This is a genomic window from Pseudomonas sp. NFPP28 (assembly GCF_900115535.1).
Classification (GTDB): Bacteria; Pseudomonadota; Gammaproteobacteria; order Pseudomonadales; family Pseudomonadaceae; genus Aquipseudomonas; species Aquipseudomonas extremorientalis.
The window spans coordinates 150,230-170,476 of record NZ_FOWT01000009.1 but is presented as its reverse complement, the minus strand read 5'-3'; the positions used below and the strand labels follow the sequence as shown (position 1 = coordinate 170,476).

The 20,247-nt window shown below is 61.0% G+C and carries 14 protein-coding genes; 8 read left to right on the top strand and 6 right to left on the bottom strand.

The window, feature by feature from the left end:
* The first annotated feature begins 223 nt into the window (after positions 1-223).
* The 3 genes from BM110_RS23000 (at position 224) to BM110_RS29935 (ending at position 4,533) form a co-directional block, all read left to right on the top strand.
* A complete protein-coding gene (locus BM110_RS23000) occupies positions 224-3,097 on the top strand; it encodes an EAL domain-containing protein (RefSeq protein ID WP_093514227.1) in 2,874 nt (957 codons plus the stop codon).
* A gap of 161 nt (positions 3,098-3,258) precedes the next feature.
* Positions 3,259-4,125 (top strand): transcriptional regulator HexR, encoded by an 867-nt coding sequence (hexR, locus tag BM110_RS22995; RefSeq protein ID WP_003177007.1) that lies wholly within the window; start codon positions 3,259-3,261, stop codon positions 4,123-4,125.
* A gap of 210 nt (positions 4,126-4,335) precedes the next feature.
* Complete coding sequence (locus BM110_RS29935; RefSeq protein WP_083351517.1) at positions 4,336-4,533, top strand: PA3496 family putative envelope integrity protein; 198 nt, start codon at positions 4,336-4,338, stop codon at positions 4,531-4,533.
* Here the strand turns inward: BM110_RS29935 and BM110_RS22985 are convergent.
* On the bottom strand, positions 4,463-5,437 hold the full coding sequence (locus BM110_RS22985; protein WP_093120277.1) for a LysR family transcriptional regulator: 975 nt from the start codon (positions 5,435-5,437) through the stop codon (positions 4,463-4,465). The genes BM110_RS29935 and BM110_RS22985 overlap by 71 nt on opposite strands.
* Positions 5,438-5,632: 195 nt before the next feature.
* On the opposite strand from BM110_RS22985, the gene BM110_RS22980 reads away from it, so the two are divergent.
* Positions 5,633-7,048 carry an acetyl-CoA carboxylase biotin carboxylase subunit gene (locus tag BM110_RS22980; RefSeq protein WP_003195732.1) on the top strand — a complete coding sequence of 472 codons (1,416 nt, stop codon included), beginning with the start codon at positions 5,633-5,635 and terminating at the stop codon, positions 7,046-7,048.
* An 11-nt stretch (positions 7,049-7,059) separates the two neighbouring features.
* Positions 7,060-8,868, top strand: coding sequence for a sodium-extruding oxaloacetate decarboxylase subunit alpha (oadA, locus tag BM110_RS22975; RefSeq protein ID WP_058424313.1), 1,809 nt, complete (start codon positions 7,060-7,062; stop codon positions 8,866-8,868).
* 74 nt (positions 8,869-8,942) lie between these two features.
* Here oadA and BM110_RS22970 read toward each other — a convergent pair whose 3' ends face one another.
* Positions 8,943-10,235: an autotransporter outer membrane beta-barrel domain-containing protein gene (locus tag BM110_RS22970; RefSeq protein WP_092241581.1), complete on the bottom strand. Its 1,293-nt coding sequence runs from the start codon at positions 10,233-10,235 to the stop codon at positions 8,943-8,945.
* Between the two features lie 256 nt (positions 10,236-10,491).
* Here BM110_RS22970 and BM110_RS22965 point away from each other — a divergent pair, with 256 nt between their 5' ends.
* Both BM110_RS22965 and BM110_RS22960 read left to right on the top strand, forming a co-directional pair.
* Positions 10,492-11,817 carry a type II toxin-antitoxin system HipA family toxin gene (locus BM110_RS22965; RefSeq protein WP_092241583.1) on the top strand — a complete coding sequence of 442 codons (1,326 nt, stop codon included), beginning with the start codon at positions 10,492-10,494 and terminating at the stop codon, positions 11,815-11,817.
* On the top strand, positions 11,814-12,089 hold the full coding sequence (locus tag BM110_RS22960; protein ID WP_092241585.1) for a helix-turn-helix domain-containing protein: 276 nt from the start codon (positions 11,814-11,816) through the stop codon (positions 12,087-12,089). The genes BM110_RS22965 and BM110_RS22960 overlap by 4 nt, the downstream gene beginning before the upstream one ends.
* A gap of 70 nt (positions 12,090-12,159) precedes the next feature.
* Here BM110_RS22960 and BM110_RS22955 read toward each other — a convergent pair whose 3' ends face one another.
* Genes BM110_RS22955 through BM110_RS22945 form a run of 3 tightly spaced genes read right to left on the bottom strand, consistent with a single transcriptional unit; the run spans position 12,160 to position 13,923 of the window.
* Positions 12,160-12,831, bottom strand: a complete 672-nt coding sequence (locus BM110_RS22955) for a GNAT family N-acetyltransferase (protein WP_092241587.1) — start codon at positions 12,829-12,831, stop codon at positions 12,160-12,162.
* A 10-nt stretch (positions 12,832-12,841) separates the two neighbouring features.
* Positions 12,842-13,288 carry a GNAT family N-acetyltransferase gene (locus tag BM110_RS22950; RefSeq protein WP_093514226.1) on the bottom strand — a complete coding sequence of 149 codons (447 nt, stop codon included), beginning with the start codon at positions 13,286-13,288 and terminating at the stop codon, positions 12,842-12,844.
* Positions 13,285-13,923 (bottom strand): FMN-binding negative transcriptional regulator, encoded by a 639-nt coding sequence (locus BM110_RS22945; RefSeq protein ID WP_092241589.1) that lies wholly within the window; start codon positions 13,921-13,923, stop codon positions 13,285-13,287. The genes BM110_RS22950 and BM110_RS22945 overlap by 4 nt, the downstream gene beginning before the upstream one ends.
* A gap of 87 nt (positions 13,924-14,010) precedes the next feature.
* Here BM110_RS22945 and BM110_RS22940 point away from each other — a divergent pair, with 87 nt between their 5' ends.
* Positions 14,011-15,555 (top strand): MocR-like pyridoxine biosynthesis transcription factor PdxR, encoded by a 1,545-nt coding sequence (locus BM110_RS22940; RefSeq protein WP_093514225.1) that lies wholly within the window; start codon positions 14,011-14,013, stop codon positions 15,553-15,555.
* Between the two features lie 7 nt (positions 15,556-15,562).
* On the opposite strand, the gene BM110_RS22935 is transcribed toward BM110_RS22940, so the two are convergent.
* Positions 15,563-20,218, bottom strand: a complete 4,656-nt coding sequence (locus BM110_RS22935; RefSeq protein WP_093514224.1) for a dermonecrotic toxin domain-containing protein — start codon at positions 20,216-20,218, stop codon at positions 15,563-15,565.
* Positions 20,219-20,247 lie beyond the last annotated feature (29 nt).

The window sequence follows — 20,247 nt, the reverse complement described above, 5'->3', positions numbered from 1 at the left end:
AAGTGGGGCAAATGCCAATGCCGGCTGGTCGACGGAAAACCCTCGGGGTGATGACCGGTCGGTCGATGGTCGCAGCCCGCGCAGCGTCTCGCTCAAGCCGTCTGGCCCGGAAGTTTGCGCTGCATGACCGCGCAGTTTTTATGACATGGAGCAGTTTGGCCCAAGCGCTTGCTTGTGTATGCTCCGTCGACGTTTCGGGCTCACCATTATAAGAACACTGCCTATGACCCTTAGCACCGACCTGCTTGGCCCCTCGGCGGCTCCCGCGCAGGTTATCCGTAAACACTACGCCACGGAGATGGCGGTCGAGCGCACACGCCTGCTTTATCAAGGCTCACTGCTGCCGACCCTGTTGATGTTGGTCAATGGCCTGGTCTGCGCCTGGCTACTGTGGAACCCTGAGCAATACCTGTTGGACAGCATCTGGTTGATCTGGCTGCTGGCCCTGGTGGCAATGCGCGTGATCCAGGTGGCCGCGTTCGACTCGGCGATGCCCAGCCGCCAGGCCCAGCCGGTGTGGCAGCGCATGTTCCTGCTCGGCTCGGCGGTCAGTGGCCTGACGCTGGCAACGGCCGCCATCGCCCTGGTGCCGGGTGACAGCTTCATGCAGCAGGCCTGGGTATTCGGCCTGATCGGCGCGGCGACCTTGTCGGCCAGCGTGGCGTACGCCGTGAGCATGCCGGCGTTCCTGTCCTTTGCCTTGCCGTGCCTGGTGCCGTCCATCTTCTACCTGTTCTGGAGCGGCGACCCGCAGCAGCGCGGTTGGGGTGTACTTGGGCTGATCCTGCTGGCGTCCTTGAGCCTGGTGGCGTGGCAGGTCAATCGCCTGATCCAGCGCGGGCTGTTGCGCCGCTTCCAGAACCAGGCGCTGATCGAACACCTGCAACAGGCGCAGCAGCGCAGCGAGCAACTCAATCAGGACCTGGTGCGTGAAGTCGAGCAGCGCCGTCAGGTCGAACAGGAGTTGCGTGACGCCCAGATTGGCCTGCAAGACCGCGTAGCACAGCGTAGCCAGGAACTGGACGCCGCCAGCCTGGCCTTGAACAAAAGCGAAGCACGCCTGGCCATGGCGCTGCAAGCCAGTGAACTGGGCCTGTGGGACTGGAACCTGCAAACCGATGAGGTCCATCACACCCAGCTCAAGGAGCTGTTCGGCCTGGAGCCGGAGTACGTCACGGCAATGCTCAGCCACCTCAAGCCGCGCCTGCACCCCGACGACCTGCCGCTGCTCAAGCATGCCCTGGTGGAACACCTCAAGGGCCGCAGCGAGGACTATCAGGTGGAATACCGCGTGCGCCATGGTGACGGGCACTGGGTGTGGATCGAAGACCGTGGCCGCGCCGTGGAGCGTGCGCCCAGCGGCCGGGTCACGCGCATGCTCGGTACGCGCCGCGATATCAGCGCCGGCAAGGCCCTGGAGGAACAGCAGCGGTTGGCCTCGACCGTATTTGAAGCCGCCAGCGAAGGCATTGTGATCCTTGATCCGGACTACAAGCTGATCGCCGTCAACCAGGCTTTCAGCCGCGTTACGGGGTTCGAAACCGATGACATGATTGGCCGCAATGTAGTGGAGCTGCCCAGCAGTCGTGACGCCCGCCGCCATTTTCCGGTGATCCGCCAGGCGTTGCTCAGCCACGGCACGTGGCAGGGCGAATTGGTGGAGACCCGCAAGAACGGTGAGCTTTACCCGCAGTGGCTGCAGTTGAACGTAGTGCGGGATATTCGAGGCAAAGTCAGCCATATCGTAGGCTTCTTCGCCGATCTCTCGGCGCGGCGTGAGTCCGAAGAGCGTATGCGCTACCTCACTCACTACGACGAACTGACCGGCCTGGCCAATCGCTCGCTGTTTCGCGAACGCTTGCGCGAGGCGCACCAGCGTGTCCGCCAGGGTGGGCGTAGCCTGGCGCTGCTGCACATCAACCTCGATCGCTTCAAGCTGTTGAATGACAGCCTGGGCCATGAAGTGGCCGACCAGTTGCTGCAAAAAATGGCGCGACGCCTGATCAATGCCTTGCCCGAGGCCGACACCATTGCACGCCTGTCCGGGGATGAGTTTGCCGTGTTGTTCGACGCCTACGGCAACTTGTCGAGCCTGGCGCGGGTCGCCACGCGGCTGCTGGCCAAGCTGCGGGTGCCGGTGACGGTGGAGGGGCATGAACTGGTGGTGAGTGCTTCCATGGGGGTCAGCCTGTTGCCGGACAACGCGCGTGAAATTTCCGCATTGGTCAGCCAATCGAACATGGCCATGCAGCACGCCAAACACTTGGGCGGCAACAACTTCCAGTTCTACACCGACAGCCTGCAAGCCAGCACCCTGGAGCGCTTGCAGCTGGAAAACCACCTGCGCAAGGCCATCGAAGAGCGTCAGCTCACGGTGTTCTATCAACCGAAACTGTGCTTGGCCACTGGCAAGCTCAATGCTGCCGAAGCGCTGATCCGTTGGGACCACCCGCAGTGGGGCATGGTGCCGCCGGGGGAATTTATCGGCCTGGCTGAAGAGACCGGCCTTATCGTACCGCTGGGCGAATTCATACTGCGCGAAGCCTGCTGGCAAGCCTGTGAATGGCAGCGCCAGGGGCTGGCGCCGATCCGGGTATCGGTCAACCTCTCGGTGCACCAGTTGCGCCAGGGCAAGCTGGTCAGCCTGGTGCGCCAGGTGCTCGAAGAAACCGGCCTGGACCCGCAATACCTCGAGCTGGAGCTGACCGAAAGCCAACTGCTCGACAGCGTCGAACACATCATCGCCACCTTCCAGCAACTGCGTGACCTGGGCGTGAAGCTGGCCATCGATGACTTCGGCACCGGGTATTCGTCCCTCAGCTACCTCAAGCGCATTCCCGTGGACTACGTGAAGATCGACCAGACCTTCATTCGCGGCCTTGGCCAGGGGCGCGAAGACGCGGCCATCACTCGGGCAATCATCGCCATGGCCCACGGGCTGGCGCTGAAGGTGGTGGCCGAGGGTGTGGAAGATCAGCAGCAGCTGGATTTCCTGCGGGGTGAGCATTGTGACGAAGTGCAGGGCTATTTGATCAGTCGGCCGATGCAGGCCGATGGGTTGGCAGATTTGTTACGGAAAAATGCAGAATTTCCTTAACGACGCCGGGGGCGCCCCTGTGGCTACAACGCGGCCGCCCTTAGATTCAAAGGGGGGCAGGGCGATTTAGTGATGCGTCGGACGGGCAAAAGGGCAATTCTTGTAGTATAACTACAAGCTTGCTACATCCCTGGCCCTGCCCATAACAAGAGTCCTGCCCTTTGAACCTGTTGCAACATATCGCCCAGTCGCGCCACCTGTTACGCAAATCGGAACTCAAGGTTGCCGATCACGTGCTGCTTGACCCTGCGGCTGTGATGCACAGTTCGATGGCCGACCTGGCCCATAGCGTGGGTATCAGCGAACCGACCATCGTGCGATTCTGCCGCGCCATCGGTTGTTCCGGGTTCCAGGACTTGAAACTCAAGCTGGCCCAGAGCCTGGCCGCCGGTGCCAGCTTCGGGCAGTTCGCGATCCATGAAGACGATTCCGTCGCCGACTACAGCCTGAAAATCTTCGACACCACCTTGCACACGCTCATGGAAGTGCGCGAGAAGCTCGACCCGGTGGAGTTGCAAAAGGCCGTGACGGCCATGTCCCAGGCCCAGCGTGTGGAGTTCTATGGCTTCGGTGCTTCAGGTGCGGTGGCCGCCGATGCCCAGCACAAGTTCTTCCGCTTGCTGCTGACCGCTGCGGCCTACAGTGACCCGCACATGCAGGCCATGTCGGCGGTGACCCTGAAACCTACTGACGTCGCCATCTGCATTTCCCAGTCGGGCCGCTCCAAGGACCTGCTGATCACTGCCAACCTGGTGCGTGAAAGCGGTGCATCGTTGATCACCCTGTGCCCGAGCCAGACGCCGTTGGCGGAACTGTCCACGGTCAACCTGGCGATCGATGTGCATGAAGACACCGAGATCTATACCCCGCTGACCTCGCGCATCGCCCACCTGGTGGTGATCGATGTATTGGCGATGGGCGTGGCCATGGCGCGCGGGCCGAGCCTGGTCAACCACCTCAAGAGCGTCAAGCGCAGTTTGCGCAGCCTGCGTCTGTCGCCCAAGTCCGTCAAAGCCCTCGATGACTAAAGCGGTACACAGAGCAAAATGTGGGAGGGGGCTTGCCCCCGATAGCAGTGGGTCAGCCAATAAATTTGCTGGCTGATACACCGCAATCGGGGGCAAGCCCCCTCCCACATTTGGATCTCCTGCAAACCTAGAATCTTCATCAGGCTGTCATCGCTGCGTCATCGCCCAGGGCCATCCTGAACTCCCCGTACTCGCATTGGGAGACTCCAAATGGCCCGGACTTACGAAGACAGCAACAGCTCCGTCAAAACCCGTCGTCAGCAGGAAGACCAGCGCCGCATGGCGTTCCGTCGCGCAATCGAAGACCGCTGTGAGGAGCGCCAGTTGCTCCAGAGCATCAGCGACTACCCGGAACTCCACTGGCAGGCGCCCGCGGCAGCCCAGCGAAACGCTCAGCCAGTACGCTGATCTGCACCCTCTCGCTGCGGATAAAGCCCAGGAACGCATGGGCCACCGGTGACAGGCGCTTGGCCTTGGCCTGCACCAGGCACCAACTGCGGTACAGTGGCAGCTCTTCCACCGGCAGCTCCCGGAGCCCGCCGGTGGCCAGTTCCATGTTGACCGCATGACGCGTCAACAGGGCCACGCCCAATCCCGCACAAACACATTCACGCTGCGCCTCGGCCGAGGCTACTTCCACGGTCTGGGTGAAGTGCACGCGTTTTTCCTTGAAGTACTCCTCGCAGGCCAGTCGCGTGCCGGAGCCCGGCTCGCGCAGCAGCAGGGTGTAGGGTTCCAGGTCCTGCAGGCGCAGCGGGCCTTGCAGGCTCAAGGGATGGTCGGGCGGCGCCACGGCGACAATCGGGTTGTTGAGGAACGGCAGGAATTCCAGGCCCATGTCCTGGGGCACCATGGACATGATCACCAGGTCGTCGCGGTTGTCCGAAAGCCGGCGAATCACCTGGGCGCGGTTCACCACCGTCAACTGCAACTGCACTTCCGGATGCTGGCGCTTGAAGGCGGCGAACAGGTGCGGCACGAAGTACTTGGCGCTGGACTCAATCGCCAGTTTCAACTGGCCCTGCAACGAGCCCTGCATGTCCGAGAGCTGCATATCGAGGTTTTCCAGACGTCCGAAGATATCGCGGCTGGCGCGCTGCAAGGCTTCGGCTGCCTCGGTCATGTAGAGCTTTTTGCCCACGTAATCGAACAGCGGCTGGCCGATCAGCTCTTCCAACTGGCGAATTTGCAGGCTGACGGCCGGTTGCGTGAGGGACATTTCCTCGGCCGCACGGCTGTAGGAACGCAAATCGCACACCTCATGGAAGATCTGCAATTGACGCAATGTCAGTCTCATCAGTGACTTACGCATTTCTTAGTGCTCTCGCCGCAAGCTGTCCGGATGACTATAAGTCTTTACTTATGCCCAACCCAATAATTATTGATTTTTGTTAATCCCTTGGCGGGCTTAGTGTGTGTCTCGCGACTGTCATGAAACATTTGGTCACGCGCCGACCCGGCTCCAGCGGGTCGAAGAACGCAGCAATCGGCTCAAGGGAATTTCCAAGTGATAAAAAAGATCCTGATCGCCAACCGTGGTGAAATTGCCGTACGAATCGTGCGTGCCTGCGCCGAGATGGGCATTCGCTCGGTCGCGGTCTACTCCGATGCCGACCGCCACGCGTTGCACGTCAAGCGTGCCGACGAAGCCCACAGCATTGGTGCCGAGCCCCTGGCCGGCTACCTGAACCCACGCAAGCTGGTGAACCTGGCGGTGGAAACCGGCTGCGATGCGCTGCACCCCGGCTATGGCTTCCTGTCTGAAAACGCCGAACTGGCGGACATCTGCGCTGAACGCGGCATCAAGTTCATTGGTCCATCGGCTGAAGTCATTCGCCGCATGGGCGACAAGACCGAAGCGCGCCGCAGCATGATCAAGGCCGGTGTGCCGGTCACGCCGGGTACCGAAGGCAACGTCGCGGATATCCACGAGGCACTCACCGAAGGCGACCGCATTGGTTACCCGGTGATGCTCAAGGCCACCTCCGGTGGTGGTGGTCGTGGTATCCGTCGCTGCAACAGCCGCGAAGAACTTGAACAAGCCTTCCCCCGTGTGATCTCCGAAGCCACCAAGGCCTTCGGTTCGGCGGAAGTGTTCCTGGAAAAGTGCATCGTCAATCCCAAGCACATCGAGGCGCAGATCCTCGGTGACAGTTTCGGCAACGTGGTGCACCTGTTCGAGCGTGATTGCTCGATCCAGCGCCGTAACCAGAAGCTCATCGAAATCGCCCCAAGCCCGCAACTGACCCCTGAACAGCGCGCCTACATCGGCGACCTGTCGGTGCGCGCCGCCAAGGCCGTGGGCTACGAGAACGCCGGCACCGTGGAGTTCCTGCTCGCCGAGGGCGAAGTGTACTTCATGGAGATGAACACCCGGGTGCAGGTGGAACACACCATCACCGAAGAAATCACCGGGATCGACATCGTTCGTGAACAGATCCGCATCGCCTCCGGCCTGCCGCTGTCGGTGAAACAGGAAGACATCCAGCACCGTGGTTTCGCGTTGCAGTTCCGTATCAACGCTGAAGACCCGAAAAACAACTTCCTGCCCAGCTTCGGCAAGATCACCCGTTACTACGCGCCCGGCGGTCCCGGCGTGCGTACCGATACGGCGATCTACACCGGCTACACCATCCCGCCGTTCTACGACTCCATGTGCCTGAAACTGGTGGTATGGGCGTTGACCTGGGAAGAAGCCATGGACCGCGGCCTGCGTGCCCTGGATGACATGCGCCTGCAAGGCGTGAAGACCACCGCCGCTTACTACCAGGAAATCCTGCGCAACCCGGAATTCCGCAGCGGCCAGTTCAACACCAGTTTCGTGGAAAGCCACCCTGAGCTGACCAACTACTCGATCAAGCGCAAACCCGAAGAGCTGGCCCTGGCCATCGCCGCCGCCATCGCCGCCCACGCAGGCCTGTGAGGAATACAACAATGTCCAAGAAAATCTTTGTCACCGACACCATCCTGCGCGACGCCCACCAATCGTTGCTGGCGACCCGCATGCGCACCGACGACATGCTGCCGATCTGCGACAAGCTCGACAAAGTCGGCTACTGGTCCCTGGAAGTCTGGGGCGGCGCGACCTTCGACGCCTGCGTGCGCTTCCTCAAGGAAGACCCGTGGGAGCGCCTGCGCAAACTGCGCGCCGCATTGCCCAACACCCGCCTGCAAATGCTGCTGCGCGGCCAGAACCTGCTGGGCTACCGCCACTACAGCGACGACGTGGTCAAAGCCTTCGTCGCCAAGGCCGCCGTAAATGGCATCGACGTATTCCGCATTTTCGACGCCATGAACGACGTGCGTAACCTGCGCGTCGCCATCGAAGCGGTGAAGGCCGCCGGCAAGCATGCCCAGGGCACCATCGCCTACACCACCAGCCCGGTGCACACCGTCGAAGCCTTCGTGGCCCAGGCCAAGCAACTGGAATCCATGGGTTGCGACTCCATCGCGATCAAGGACATGGCTGGTCTGTTGACGCCGTATGCCACGGGTGAGCTGGTCAAGGCGTTGAAGGCCGAGCAGAGCCTGCCGATCTTTATCCACTCGCATGACACTGCAGGTTTGGCCGCGATGTGCCAACTCAAGGCGATTGAAAACGGTGCGGACCATATCGACACCGCTATCTCCAGCTTCGCCTGGGGCACCAGCCACCCGGGCACCGAGTCGATGGTCGCCGCTCTTAAAGGCAGCGAGTTCGACACCGGCCTGAGCCTGGAACTGCTGCAAGAGATCGGCCTGTACTTCTACGCCGTGCGCAAGAAGTACCACCAGTTCGAAAGCGAATTCACCGCTGTCGACACCCGTGTGCAAGTCAACCAGGTGCCGGGCGGGATGATTTCCAACCTGGCCAACCAGTTGAAAGAGCAGGGCGCCCTCAACCGCATGAGCGAAGTGCTGGCCGAGATCCCGCGCGTGCGTGAAGACCTCGGCTTCCCGCCGCTGGTCACCCCGACCTCGCAGATCGTCGGCACCCAGGCGTTCTTCAACGTGCTGGCCGGCGAGCGCTACAAGACCATCACCAACGAAGTGAAGCTCTACCTGCAAGGCGGCTACGGCAAGGCGCCGGGCACCGTGAACGAGAAACTGCGGCGCCAGGCCATCGGCAGCGAAGAGGTGATTGACGTACGCCCGGCCGACCTGCTCAAGCCGGAAATGACCAAGCTGCGTGGTGAGATCGGCGCGTTGGCCAAGTCCGAAGAAGACGTGCTGACCTACGCGATGTTCCCGGACATCGGGCGCAAGTTCCTCGAAGAACGCGACGCAGGCACCCTGGCGCCGGAAGTGCTGCTGCCGATCCCGGAAGCGGGCGGCGTGGCGCGTGCCGGTGGCGAAGGCGTCCCGACTGAGTTCGTCATCGACGTGCACGGTGAAAGCTATCGCGTGGACATTACTGGTGTCGGCGTCAAGGCCGAGGGCAAGCGCCACTTCTACCTGTCCATCGATGGCATGCCGGAAGAAGTGGTGTTCGAGCCGCTCAACGAGTTCGTCAGCGGTGGCAGCAGCAACCGCAAGCATGCTACCGCGCCGGGCCATGTCAGCACGGCGATGCCGGGTAATATCGTCGACGTGCTGGTCAAGGAAGGCGATGTGGTCAAGGCCGGCCAGGCCGTGCTGATTACCGAAGCCATGAAGATGGAAACCGAAGTACAGGCCGCGATTGCCGGCAAGGTGACTGCCGTTCATGTGGCCAAGGGCGACCGGGTCAACCCTGGCGAAATCCTGATTGAAATCGAAGGCTGAAAACAGCCTTCGACACTACCGCTTAATCCTCGGGGGGGCAGGTGCCCCCTTTTTTTTGCCTGGAATTTGGTGGGTCAGAAGCTCATCTTCCATTGTCCCATCAGGCCTTGGTTACGGCTGTTGGTACCGGCCTGGGCGCTGTAGGTCAGGCCGACGGTGTGTTGTGTCGACAGGGCCAGGTCCAGCCCGGCTTGCAGATCCAGGCTATTGCGATCCAGCGAAGTGCCCTGGACCGTGAAGCCGTCAACCCGCCCTGGCAATGCGCGGTAGGACTGGCGCACCTGGCTTTCGACCTCGCCGTAGAGGTGTTTCCAGCCGGTGCTGAGATGAGGTGTGAGGCTGACCTGGTTATCGAATCGATACACCGTTGCCAGGCGAAGGCCCACGGTGCTGCTCAGGTTCTGCTGGGTTTGTGCGCCAACGTTCAGCGCGCTCAGGCCACCGGTTTCCTTGAAGCCGTCACGGTGGTAGCGCTGGAAACCGAGGCCGGCGAAGGGCTCCACGCTGAGATCCGCGCTGCCCAGTTGATAGCCCAGTTCGGAAAACAGGGTCTGGCTCTGGGCGTTGTATTGGCCCCTGAGTTGCTCCTTGTAATCCAGCAGGTTGACGTTACGTTTGTTCTGCCCCGCATGGTCGCTGTAGATCGCGCCCAGGCGTAGGGCCAACGGGCCGTCCTGGCGCACGGCATAACCGCCCAGGTGCCAACTGTCCAACTCGGACGCGAAGCGCGGGGTATCGAGGTGGCTGGTGGATTTTGCGCCCATGACACCCACGCGCCAGGCGTGATCCAGCGCCCAGTCGGCGCCCAACAGCAGGCCTTCGGTGCTGTATTTCAAGCCGGCGCTGCCGCCTTGTTCGTCGAGGCGGCCGTCGTGGCCCAGGCCTTGAACCCAGAAGTGTCCCTCGTCGTCGGCGGGCAGTGTGCGTAGGTTCGAGAGCAATTGGCTGCCGATGTGTTGTGTGGTGTTTTGCGTTGCACCCGCGAGGTTGGCGTTCTGGCTGCCGGCCAATTGCTCAAGGCTTGCACCGATCCCGCCGGGCTGTTTCTCCAGCGCTTCCCCGAATTTATCCAGGGCTTTGATTTGTTCGGAAGTCAGCTCTCCGGACTTCAGCAAACGAATCAATGCGGGCTCCAGCACTTTTGCCACTTGCAAGCCGTTGTGCGAGGTGGCCTTGCGGATGAGATAACCGTCCAGGGGCAGCGCTTTGGGTTCGGGTGTGTAGAACCAGTCGTCATCCAGCGGATCGTAGGGCTGATACCAGTACGGCCTGTATTCGATATCGCCCCGCGCCTGTGCGGTTTGAAGGCTGGCGGTGCTGAGTGCAAGGGCAATGACAAGGGCAACTCTGTGCGGTGTAAAAGGCATGAAATCCCAACCTCTGATGAATGAGGCCGGGAATTTAGCGAGATGGTGTGGTGATAACTGTCAGGCCATCGACCCCTGGTTTGCGGGAGTTGTCTCTAGTGATGCGCGATTAAAAACTGATCCTACTTTGGTCGGTGCTTTTTGAATCTGCATTTTATTGCGTTCATAGGGGGTGCATGGGTTCCATATCTGCACTATATTGCAATTTCAGTTCGCTTTTTCAGCTGGTGAATGCGTTAAATTGCAGGTGAGAGCCATGGTCCGTCTGACATTACAAATCTACGCCGAAGGAAAATGGCAGGACGCCATGCTCCTGACAGTCGATACGCCGCAACTGGGTTTCGAAAGTCGGTGCAGTTTTGGTTATGACCAGCGCTATCTGGTGGAACACCTTGATGAAATGGCGACGCCCTTCGCCACCTCCGTGAGTGCCAGGTTCCCACTGCAATGGGAGGGTGGGAGAGCCCAGAGTGCTCCTGCTTTTGTACATGACATCGCACCGGCGGGTGCCGCTAAACGGTTTCTGATGGCGCGTATTGGTGGGGATAAGCCGGCTGACGTCAGTGCAGACCTTTTTCTGTTGATGCGCAGTACGCCTGCCTCCATTGGCCATATGCGAATCAAAGAATCGATTGAGGCTTTGGACGATCGAACCCCCATGGGGTTTGAACGTGATGAGGTTGTCCGACGGGACAACCGTTTCCTTGAGTATGCCTATGAGCAAGGCGCAGCCATCGGTGGGGCCACGGGCGCGGGCGGGGAGGCGCCAAAGTTACTGCTGACAGAAAACCAGGATGGGTTGCTATTTCCGGATGCGGTGCTGGACGACAAGCAGGTCAAGCAGCATTGGTTTGTGAAATTTGCACGCAACAAAGGCACGCAGACAGATCAGGACATTCTGCGTAGTGAATTCCACTACTACAAAGCCTTGCAGACCTTGGGTATTGATACTGTGGCGAAGTCGGGGTTGTCGCTGGAGGAGGCGAGCAAGCCCAGTGTGTGGATGCACCGTTTTGATCGACGCGTCACTGCGCAGGGGGTTGAACGCTATGCCGTGGAGTCAATCTACTCTTTGGCGGGTGTCTCGGTGCCTGGCAGCGCCATGGCGCATCGCGAGGTTGTCACGTTGTTGGTTGAATTGTGGCGAGAGGCTGGTCAGTCCAATCAAGTACCGGCGTTGGTCTCTGAGTACCTCAAGCGCGATCTTTTGAACAAAATCCTCGGCAACTCGGACAACCATGGTCGCAATACCTCGATCATTCGCGAAGTGAACGCCCTGCGTCTTGCACCCATTTACGATTTGGCGCCGATGGTAATGGACGACGAAGGCATCACGCGCACGACCAAATGGCCCAGGGAGCTTGAACGGGCGGGCGATGTGGATTGGCGGGGTGTATGTCATTTGCTGGGTGATCTTGTCGACAGCGAGAAGCTGTTCGAAGACCTGAGGGAGGCCGCGCAACAGCTTTCAGCCCTGCCAGACATACTCAATGCCAGCGGCCTGCCTGCAGTGACAATGAACCATCCAGGCATTGCGTTGAAACATCTGCCGCAGCGGTTGAAAGAATGGGGACTGAAATGAGCTTGACAGTCGAAGAACGAACCCTGTTGATTGAAAGCATTCAGGATGCCTTGGCAGAGGGCACGCTGGAAATCGCCGAAGCGGTACGCCGCTTGCGTACGGAAGTCACCGGCCTGCATCAAAGCCAGTTTGCCAGGATGTGCAAAATTTCCGTGCGCACTTTGGTGCATATCGAGCATGGCGAAGGCAATCAGACGCTGAAATCGCTGAATGCAGTCTTCCGGCCATTCGGATTGAAGATGGGCGTGGTGAAGGTTCGCAGAAGCCTCTAGGTAATGGCGCTAGCACTGAAGATCCATGTGGGAGCCTGGCTCCCACATGGATCAACGCAGGTTTGACGATTCAGGCGCGACACTCCGCCAATGTTTTCACCTGCCCATCCCCGCGCTGATTCTCCTGCGATAACCACTTCTCAAACCCCGCTCCAACCTTGGGCCACTGCGAATCGATGATCGAGTACCACGCGGTATCACGGTTCCTGCCCTTGACCACCATGTGCTGGCGGAACACCCCTTCGAAGCTGAAGCCCAACCGCTCGGCCGCGTATCTGGAGCGATCGTTGGCGTTGTTGCACTTCCATTCCAGGCGGCGGTAGCCCTGTTCGAACGCGTATTTGGCCAGCAAGTACACCGCTTCGGTGCTTTTCGGCGAGCGCTGCATGGGCGCACCGAAGGTGACGTGGCCGATTTCGATGCGGCCCTGTGCGGGAACGATGGACATCAGGCTGAGAAGCCCCTGTACCTGGCCGGTCTGGCGGTCGATCACGCAGAAGAAATACGGGTCGCTGTGGGCCGCGTGGTTGTTCAGCCAGTCATTGAAGGCGCTGCGCTCCGGGAAGGGGCCGTATGGCAAGTAGTCCCACAGCTTGGGGTCGGCACCGGGGCCCTGGAGGGCCTGGAACAATTCGTCGCCATGGCGGGCCGGGTCGAGTTTTTCCAGGCGGATGAAGCGTCCTTCAAGCAGTGTGACGGTAGGGGCCGGTGCGCCTTTCCAGTCGGCGAGGGAAGTAGTCATGCTGCGCTCCTTAAAGACCTTTGCGAAATTGGATGAACCCAGGGCGTTCGGCGATGCGTTCGTAGAGTTGGATCGCGGTGGCATTGGTTTCGTGGGTCAGCCAATGCACCTTGGCGCAGCCATCGGCCTTGGCGGTGGCGTAGACGAACTCGATCAGCTTGCGACCGACGCCGGTGCCACGTTGGGCCGGGTCCACCAGCAAGTCCTGCAGGTAGCAGGAATTCTCGATGCTCCAATTGGAGCGATGGTAGATGAAGTTGACCATGCCCACCGCTTTGCCGTCCTGCCAGGCCAGGGCCGAGTGGGTCGGTTCGCTGGCGTCGATCAAGCGTTGCCAGGTGCTTTGGCTGACCGCGTCCGGCAGTTCGGTTTCATAGAACTTCAAGTACGCCTGCCACAGCGGCAACCAGGCAGCGTGGTCGGCGGCGGTGACCTGGCGGATATTGATCGGGCTCATTCTGGGTCTCCTTGGGGAATAAAGCGGGCGAGGGTCTGGTCGCGCACATCGGCGCTGGTTGCCAGGCCAGCACGAACGCCGGCCATGTCGGCCGCGCTGCGGTTCTGGCTGAGTTTGCGTTTACCGATCAGGCGTTCGATCGGCAGGGCGAAGCCGACGATGGCCTTGAGCATGCCGTCAATGTAATCGGCTGGAGCGTCGCTGACCTTCCAGGGCTGGGCGCGGCCGCCTTCATGGCGATCGGTCAGCGCAGTGACCACCGCGAGCAAGCGATCGGCATCGTTGAATACCTCGGCTTTGCCATAAGCGTGCACGGCGATGTAGTTCCAGGTGGGCACGACTTTGCCGTGCTCGGCCTTGGCCGGGTAGAACGCCGGGCTGATGTAGGCCTCGGCACCGGCAAAGATCACCAGCGCTTCGCTGCCGTTCTGCAGGTCTTTCCACTGCGGATTGGCTTTGGCCAGGTGCCCGTAGAGCATGCCGTTGGGGCCTTCATCCGGGTTGAGCAGCAAGGGCAAGTGACTGGCTTGCAGGCCTTGCTCGCCAAAGGTCACCAACTGCGCCAGGCGGGTGTGCTGGATCAGTTGCTGCAGTTCGGGCAAATCGTCGAGGGCAAAGGCGCGAGGTGTGTACATGGAAAAATTCCTTGGCGAATGCCTGCATCCTAGGCAGGCTAATGGCTCGTTGAAAGAGCCATCTGGCACCCATTTCATAGGTCCAATATGTCGCCTGTCTCGCCGCCCCTGTCGTTCAACCCCGCTGGTATTGAACTGGATCGCCGCCAAGGCCTGACGCGCCAGCTGTATGACGCCCTGCGCCAGCGGGTGCTGGACGGTCGGTTGGTCAGCGGGACGCGCCTTCCCGCCACCCGTGACCTGGCGACGGCGTTGTCGATTTCCCGCAACAGCGTGGTACGCGCCTACGATCAGCTGTATGCAGAAGGGTTTATTGAAAGTCGGGTCGGCGATGGCACCTATGTCGCCCAATTGCCCACCGCAAAAAAACTATCCACAAAAGTATCCACAGGGTTTTCAACAGGCCTATCCCCAGCCTTATCCACAAAGTGGGCGGATTTGCCGGAAGACCTGGACAGTGAAGTTATCCACAGCGCGGGCTTGGCACGGATAAAAACCAACCACCTGTCTCTGCCTCCAGCCGGCCCGCCACGGGCATTTCGCGTGGGTGTGCCAGCCTTCGATCTGTTCCCGTTCGAGGTCTGGGCCAAGCTGAACGGGGCCTTCTGGCGCAAGCCGGACCTGGAGCTGCTGTGCTACGGCGACCCCGCGGGCGACGGCCGACTGCGGGGCCTGATTGCCGCCTACTTGCGCAGCTCACGAGGCATGCAGTGCACGGCTGAACAAATAGTGATCACCAGTGGCGCGCAGCAGGCAATCAGCCTTTGTGCACAGTTGCTGGTGGAGCCAGGGGACGGCGTGGCGGTGGAAAACCCCGGCTATCGCGCGGCGGGGCATGCGTTCGCCCTGGCGGGCGGCAAATTGCACGGCGTGCCGGTGGATGGCGAGGGTATTGATTGCCAGGTGCTCAATAGCCTGGAGGATTGTCGGGTGGCTTACGTCACGCCTTCCCACCAGTATCCGACGGGTGTGGTGATGAGCCTGGCGCGCCGCCTGGAACTGCTGGCCTGGGCCGAGCGCACAGGCGGTTGGATCATCGAGGACGACTACGACGGCGAGTACCGCTACAGCGGTGCACCGTTGTCGCCCCTGGCCGCGCTGGATCGCAGTGGGCGCGTGCTCTATGTCGGCACCTTCGGCAAGGTGGCCTTTCCCGCGTTGCGCCTGGGTTACCTGGTCTTGCCGGCGGGCCTGGTGGATGCGTTCGCCCGGCGCCGTGCCGTCGACATGCGCCACTCCGAAGTCAGCACCCAGGCGGTGATGGCCGAGTTCATGGCTGCCGGGCATTTCCAGCGGCATATCCGCCGTATGCGCCGTGCTGCGCTGAGCCGGCGCAATGCCTTGCTGGCGGGCTGGCCAAGCGGGTTGGCCGGCGTGGGTGAACTGCCCAGTGTCGCGGCAGGGCTGCATTTGACCGTGCGCGTGGACAGCCTCGCCCGCGAGCAACAGCTGCTCGACCTGGCGCGGGCCGTAGAGGTTGAAATCAATGGCTTGAGCAGTTATTGGCTCGCGCAATCCAGCCCGCCTGCGGACCAGCGCGCCGGTCTGGTGCTGGGGTTCGCCGCCGTGCCGGAACCTGCCATCGTGCAGGCCCTGGAGCGCCTGCGTACGGTATGGCAAGGTGTTCACTGACGATGCATCAAGTGTTGAAAAACATCTCTGTGGCCAGTGAGGGGCCGATGGCGGCTCGCTCAATTTCAATCTGCTGCTTATCGTTCAGCCTGGTGTACTGAACGGCCCCGCCAAGTTTTTGTTGTTCCACGGTCTTGAAGTGGCCAGCGACAAAGTCCCTCACCTCTGCTTGCGCCGAGGGATAGTGAAAGTGGGCGTACCACAGCACGGCACGGGTCTTGTGATCGAGCACTTCATATTCGTCCAGAAAGTCGTTACGGCGTTTCAGGCGCTTGCGCGTGAGGGTTTTTCTCACGGTTATCTCGCCCTGCTTGTACAGCCACTCCACACGATCGGCCACAGGCGGCTGCTGCTTGATCATCCTGATACGCGTGCTTTTACCTTGCGCATAGAACTGCTGCACCGCGTCATTGAGCTTGCGCTTGAGTTCTGCGGCCTGGGGGTGGTCGATTTCCGTCAGGTTGCGCTGGGTGAGTGCATCTTCGATGTGCTCGATGGCCCGCTCCAGGGGCGGCACTTCCAAGTGGTACAGCCCTTCGACATCCAGCGGCAGGCGCCAGGGTTTGCCTGACTTCTCGAGCCGTTTGAGCACGGTGGGCACGCCGTCGAGAAGGGACTGGCCCTCCTTGAGGCTGGTGTCCAGGTTGACGGGTCGGGAGGTTGAGGGGCGGGAGCGTTCCTCGATGTGCTTGACCCAGACGGTCGGCGACTTTTCGTGGAAGGTGGCGATCACATTGCCGGTCAATGGTGCTATGACATCCACCAATGTCGGGTCCGCCTCGCGCGGTTCGCCCACGATCACCCCGTGAAAGCGTGTCTTGATGATTTTGCGGCGTGCCGGCGGCGCAGCGCGAGAAGGGCCTGGCTTGGGTTCCAGCGCCCTGCGTTCCCTTATCAACACGGCCAGGTCGCGAACCGCCAGCTGGTTGAATTGGTCGACAAGCTTGAGCAGCTCGTTGAGAGGCTCCCTGAGTACCTGATGGCTGGCGTCGGTGTGCAAATCACGCAGGCGTTGATCGGTGATCGTGAATTGGTCCACCAGGCTGTCGAGTGCTTCGATACGTTCGGGCAAGGGGCTGTCGGCTTCAGGCTGTTGGGTATCGAGGTAGCTTTGTACGGCGAGGTCGGCGTTCGTCACGATGGTGTTCAGGCGCGTGCGAGCCTGCAGCTGCTCCGGGGCGTTACCGCGCTTGATGCACAGGTAGCGCGAGACCATGATCTGTAAGGCCTTGAGGTCGTGCAGGCTCAGGCTGGGCAAGGCCTTCGACGACATCTGGATCACCTGTGCGCCCGCGACGCCCAGCTTCTCCAGTTCTTTGAAACGCGAGTCGACATATTCCAGGCGACTGATCATTTCCAGGTTCAACGTGGACATTTCCTCGGCGAGGCGGGCTTTGTCCTCCGGCAAAGTGGCGGAGTCTTCGTCCAGGAGCGCAATGGTGCTGTTCAAGGTGTCTCGATAGGGCCGCAAGCGCTCCTCCACCGCAGATCGGGTGAGCAGCAACTGCTTGTTCAAGTAGTCGGCCATCGCCACCTGGTAGTGGGGAACCGTGTCGATGATGCCCAACGCCCGGAGCTGCCGGATGGGCTCTTCGTATTCGTCCAGCCGCCGGTTGACGTCTCGGATATACGCCTCGCGGCGCAAATCGGTCGCGGGGCCCGGCTCCGAGCCGATGGCGGCGAGGGACTCCGAAAGCGCCGCTTGCTCGCTGCTTTCCCTGGCATCGAACTCGCTGAGGTGTTGCCTCAACTCGCTGATGCGTGACGGTTTCTGCTGTTGAGCGGTGCGCCGGCGATTACGCAGGCCACCCCCCCGCAGGCGCAGGCGTGTGTCGACAAACCATTGCCCGGAGCGGTTGCTTACCAGCAGGGGGCCGGTACGCGCGGGCGCAAGGGGATCAACGATGACCACGTTATCATTTTCGTCCAGGTTGACTTCGAACCAACGCTCACCAACCGGTGCATACCACCGGTCTTTATCGGGATACAGGTTCAGGTAGGCCCCCGGTTTTCTGTTCTGCTCACCCAAGGTGGAGGGTTTCTCGGTCTTGAAGGTGTCCAGCCGGGTTCCCAGGCTCGAAGGTGCGCGGCTCAATGCGCCGCTGATGTGCAACGTGTTTTGATGCAGGGGGTAGAGGTCGCTGGCAGGCAGGTCCTGCAACTGTCTGGTTTCAACGGGCGCGGGCTTGGGCAGCGGTTGGTCCGTTGTTTCGGGGACGATATGGGGCAGGGTGTCGATGGGGTTTTCGGGTAGTGGCTCAAGGCCCGGTTTGAGGGGCTTGGCTGCAGCCTCCTTGGCCGGATGGCGCATCCCTATATGCAAGGCCAGGGCCATGCCCAGGTTGAACCACAGGTCGACGAGCGCGCTCCAGCCGTCGGCGGCGCTTGAGGGCTCTACACTTTCCTGCACCTGTTCCAGGTCTTCCATGATTTGCCACATCCAGGCGGCAACCCCCACGGTGGGGCCCAGGAAAGGCAGCGTGGCGTTGAAGATCCGCCAACCGGTCTGGCGAAACGTCGCCCAGCGTTTCTGGGTATTGGAAACCGACTGGCGGGCTGCCAGCGTGACCATGGCACTGGCGTTGGCCTGGAACAGCGCTGTGAGCGCGTCACCGCCCACGCTGCCGTCGCTCAGTTCGATAGGCCCGCTCATATGCACCGCCGTCACCGGTTCCACCCACACCCGCACCACGACCCACGGCGACGGCAGGGTATCGGGGAACACATATTGCTCGTAGTTGAAGCGTACGTCGTCGGGTAGCCAGGCAAGTACGGATTCGCGCAGCGCTCGATCCTGCTTGATGGCATCCAGCAGATTTTGTCTGGACGGAAACTGGATCAACACCGGCTCCAGCAGCGGTCGGTACAACAAGCAGGGGCCACTGGCGGCGTTGAGCGGGCCGATCACGAACATGTTGGCGACCTCGTCACGCTGAGTGCCCTTGCGCAAGGTCGGAACAAACGCCAGCGGGCGTATCACGATCTGCTGCCCGTCGACCTCCTGTTCCTGGCGCTGCACTTGCAGCGCCGCGGCGACGTAGCGGTAGCCCAACTCGTCAATGCCCTGCCGTTGCTGGATCTTCAAGTGCAGCGCCAACAATGGCAGTTGCACCCGCAAATGACTGGCGTACAGCAACTCCCGGTTCCTGGTCTTGATGGGATCGCCAAGCAATGTACTTTTGATCAGTGCCGGGTAGTGCTCGCCGATGTCGAGTGTTTCGATGACGTCCTTGAGGTAGCTGAACGTCATCCAATCGGGTGCCAGGGAGCCGTCATAAAACACGGTGGCTTGGCCTGTCGGCAGGCCGGTGAGGTTTTCCAGCGTCAGATCGATCAGGTTGCGCCGGGTGACATCGACCTGGCCGGGCAGGGCGAATGTTCCCCAGATCACCGGACTCTCGATGACCACCTCGATTTTTCTAGGATCAAGGCCCGCGCCTTCTTTGTGGGTGCGGATGTGCGCTTGCAGTCGCTGCAGGGCGTAGTCGCGCAGGGGCGGGATATCGTCCTGAAACGAACGGCCGTGGTTGGCCGTATGGATCTGGGCCAATTCAATGACGTAGCGGCTGTAAAAGGCGATGTCCTGATCCGAGGCATCGGTCAGCCAATCCGGTAATTGCTGGTGTATCTGCCGGATGTTGGACAGCGCATGATCGCTCAGGTTTTCGATACCGGGGAACACCCGCAGGAGCGGGGCAGGCATCTCGGGTGGCGGGGTAATGGAGCCGGGCATCAATGACTCCGCCTCGCCGATCGCTTCGATCTGCATGGTGATCAGGGCACAGGCCAGGCTGTCGAAAAAATTGTCGCCGGGCTCGTACAGCTGCCACTGCAGGGTAGTTCCCGATTGCAGTTGGATCAGCTTGGCCGGCAGCGCCTGGCCCAATTGCTCAAGGGATTCGAAGCGCTCGTAACCGCTGACCAGTGAGTAAGCGAGGATCATTGTGCGCTGGTTGTACTCGCCGACCAGCACTGCCATGTCCAGAACGCCGACATGTACGGTGCGGCCATCGCGTAACAGGCTGGTATCCACCAGGTAGGCACGGCTGTTATAGGGGTCGCTGGTGGCGCGTTGGGCGCGTCGCGGAAACTGGTAAAGGCCCCGTGCCATAGCACACTCAAGGACATCCCAATCCTCATGGACGCTGACGTTCCAGGCTTTGCGCAACGTATAGGCAAAGATTTGCCAGCGTGGCCATGTGCTGCCGCTCGACGCATTCCAGTAGTCAAGCTGATGTTCCTGGGACGCAACGAACAGCAGGCCGGCCAGTTCATTGATCAAATGGGCAATGGCGTCGATTTTCACGGGCAGGTGCACGGCGCTCGGTGACTCCGGGTTTAGCGTGAGAAAGTGCTCGCCTTCGATGTAGGTCACCGGGTTGGAGGCCAGCACCTGGCGTGCCAGCGCCGAGGTGAGGGACTCCACGTGGGGCCGCACGGGCACGATGCCCGATTTGAGTACCCGCCAGCGTGGCGTGACGACCATCGTCAAATCCGGGTCGATGTTAAGCCTCGGATACTGCTCGCGCAGAGCCGACCGCAAGATATCGGACGCCACTTCCCGGGTGGACGGTCCGGTGGTCAGTTGGGTGAGCAGTTCGTAGGCGTTGGTGGGGCGCCCGTTCAGGTTGTGGTTGTTGTTGGTGTGCGCGTGGGTGGGCATTTTCGGCTCCTTCTGTCGTTGACCCGGGC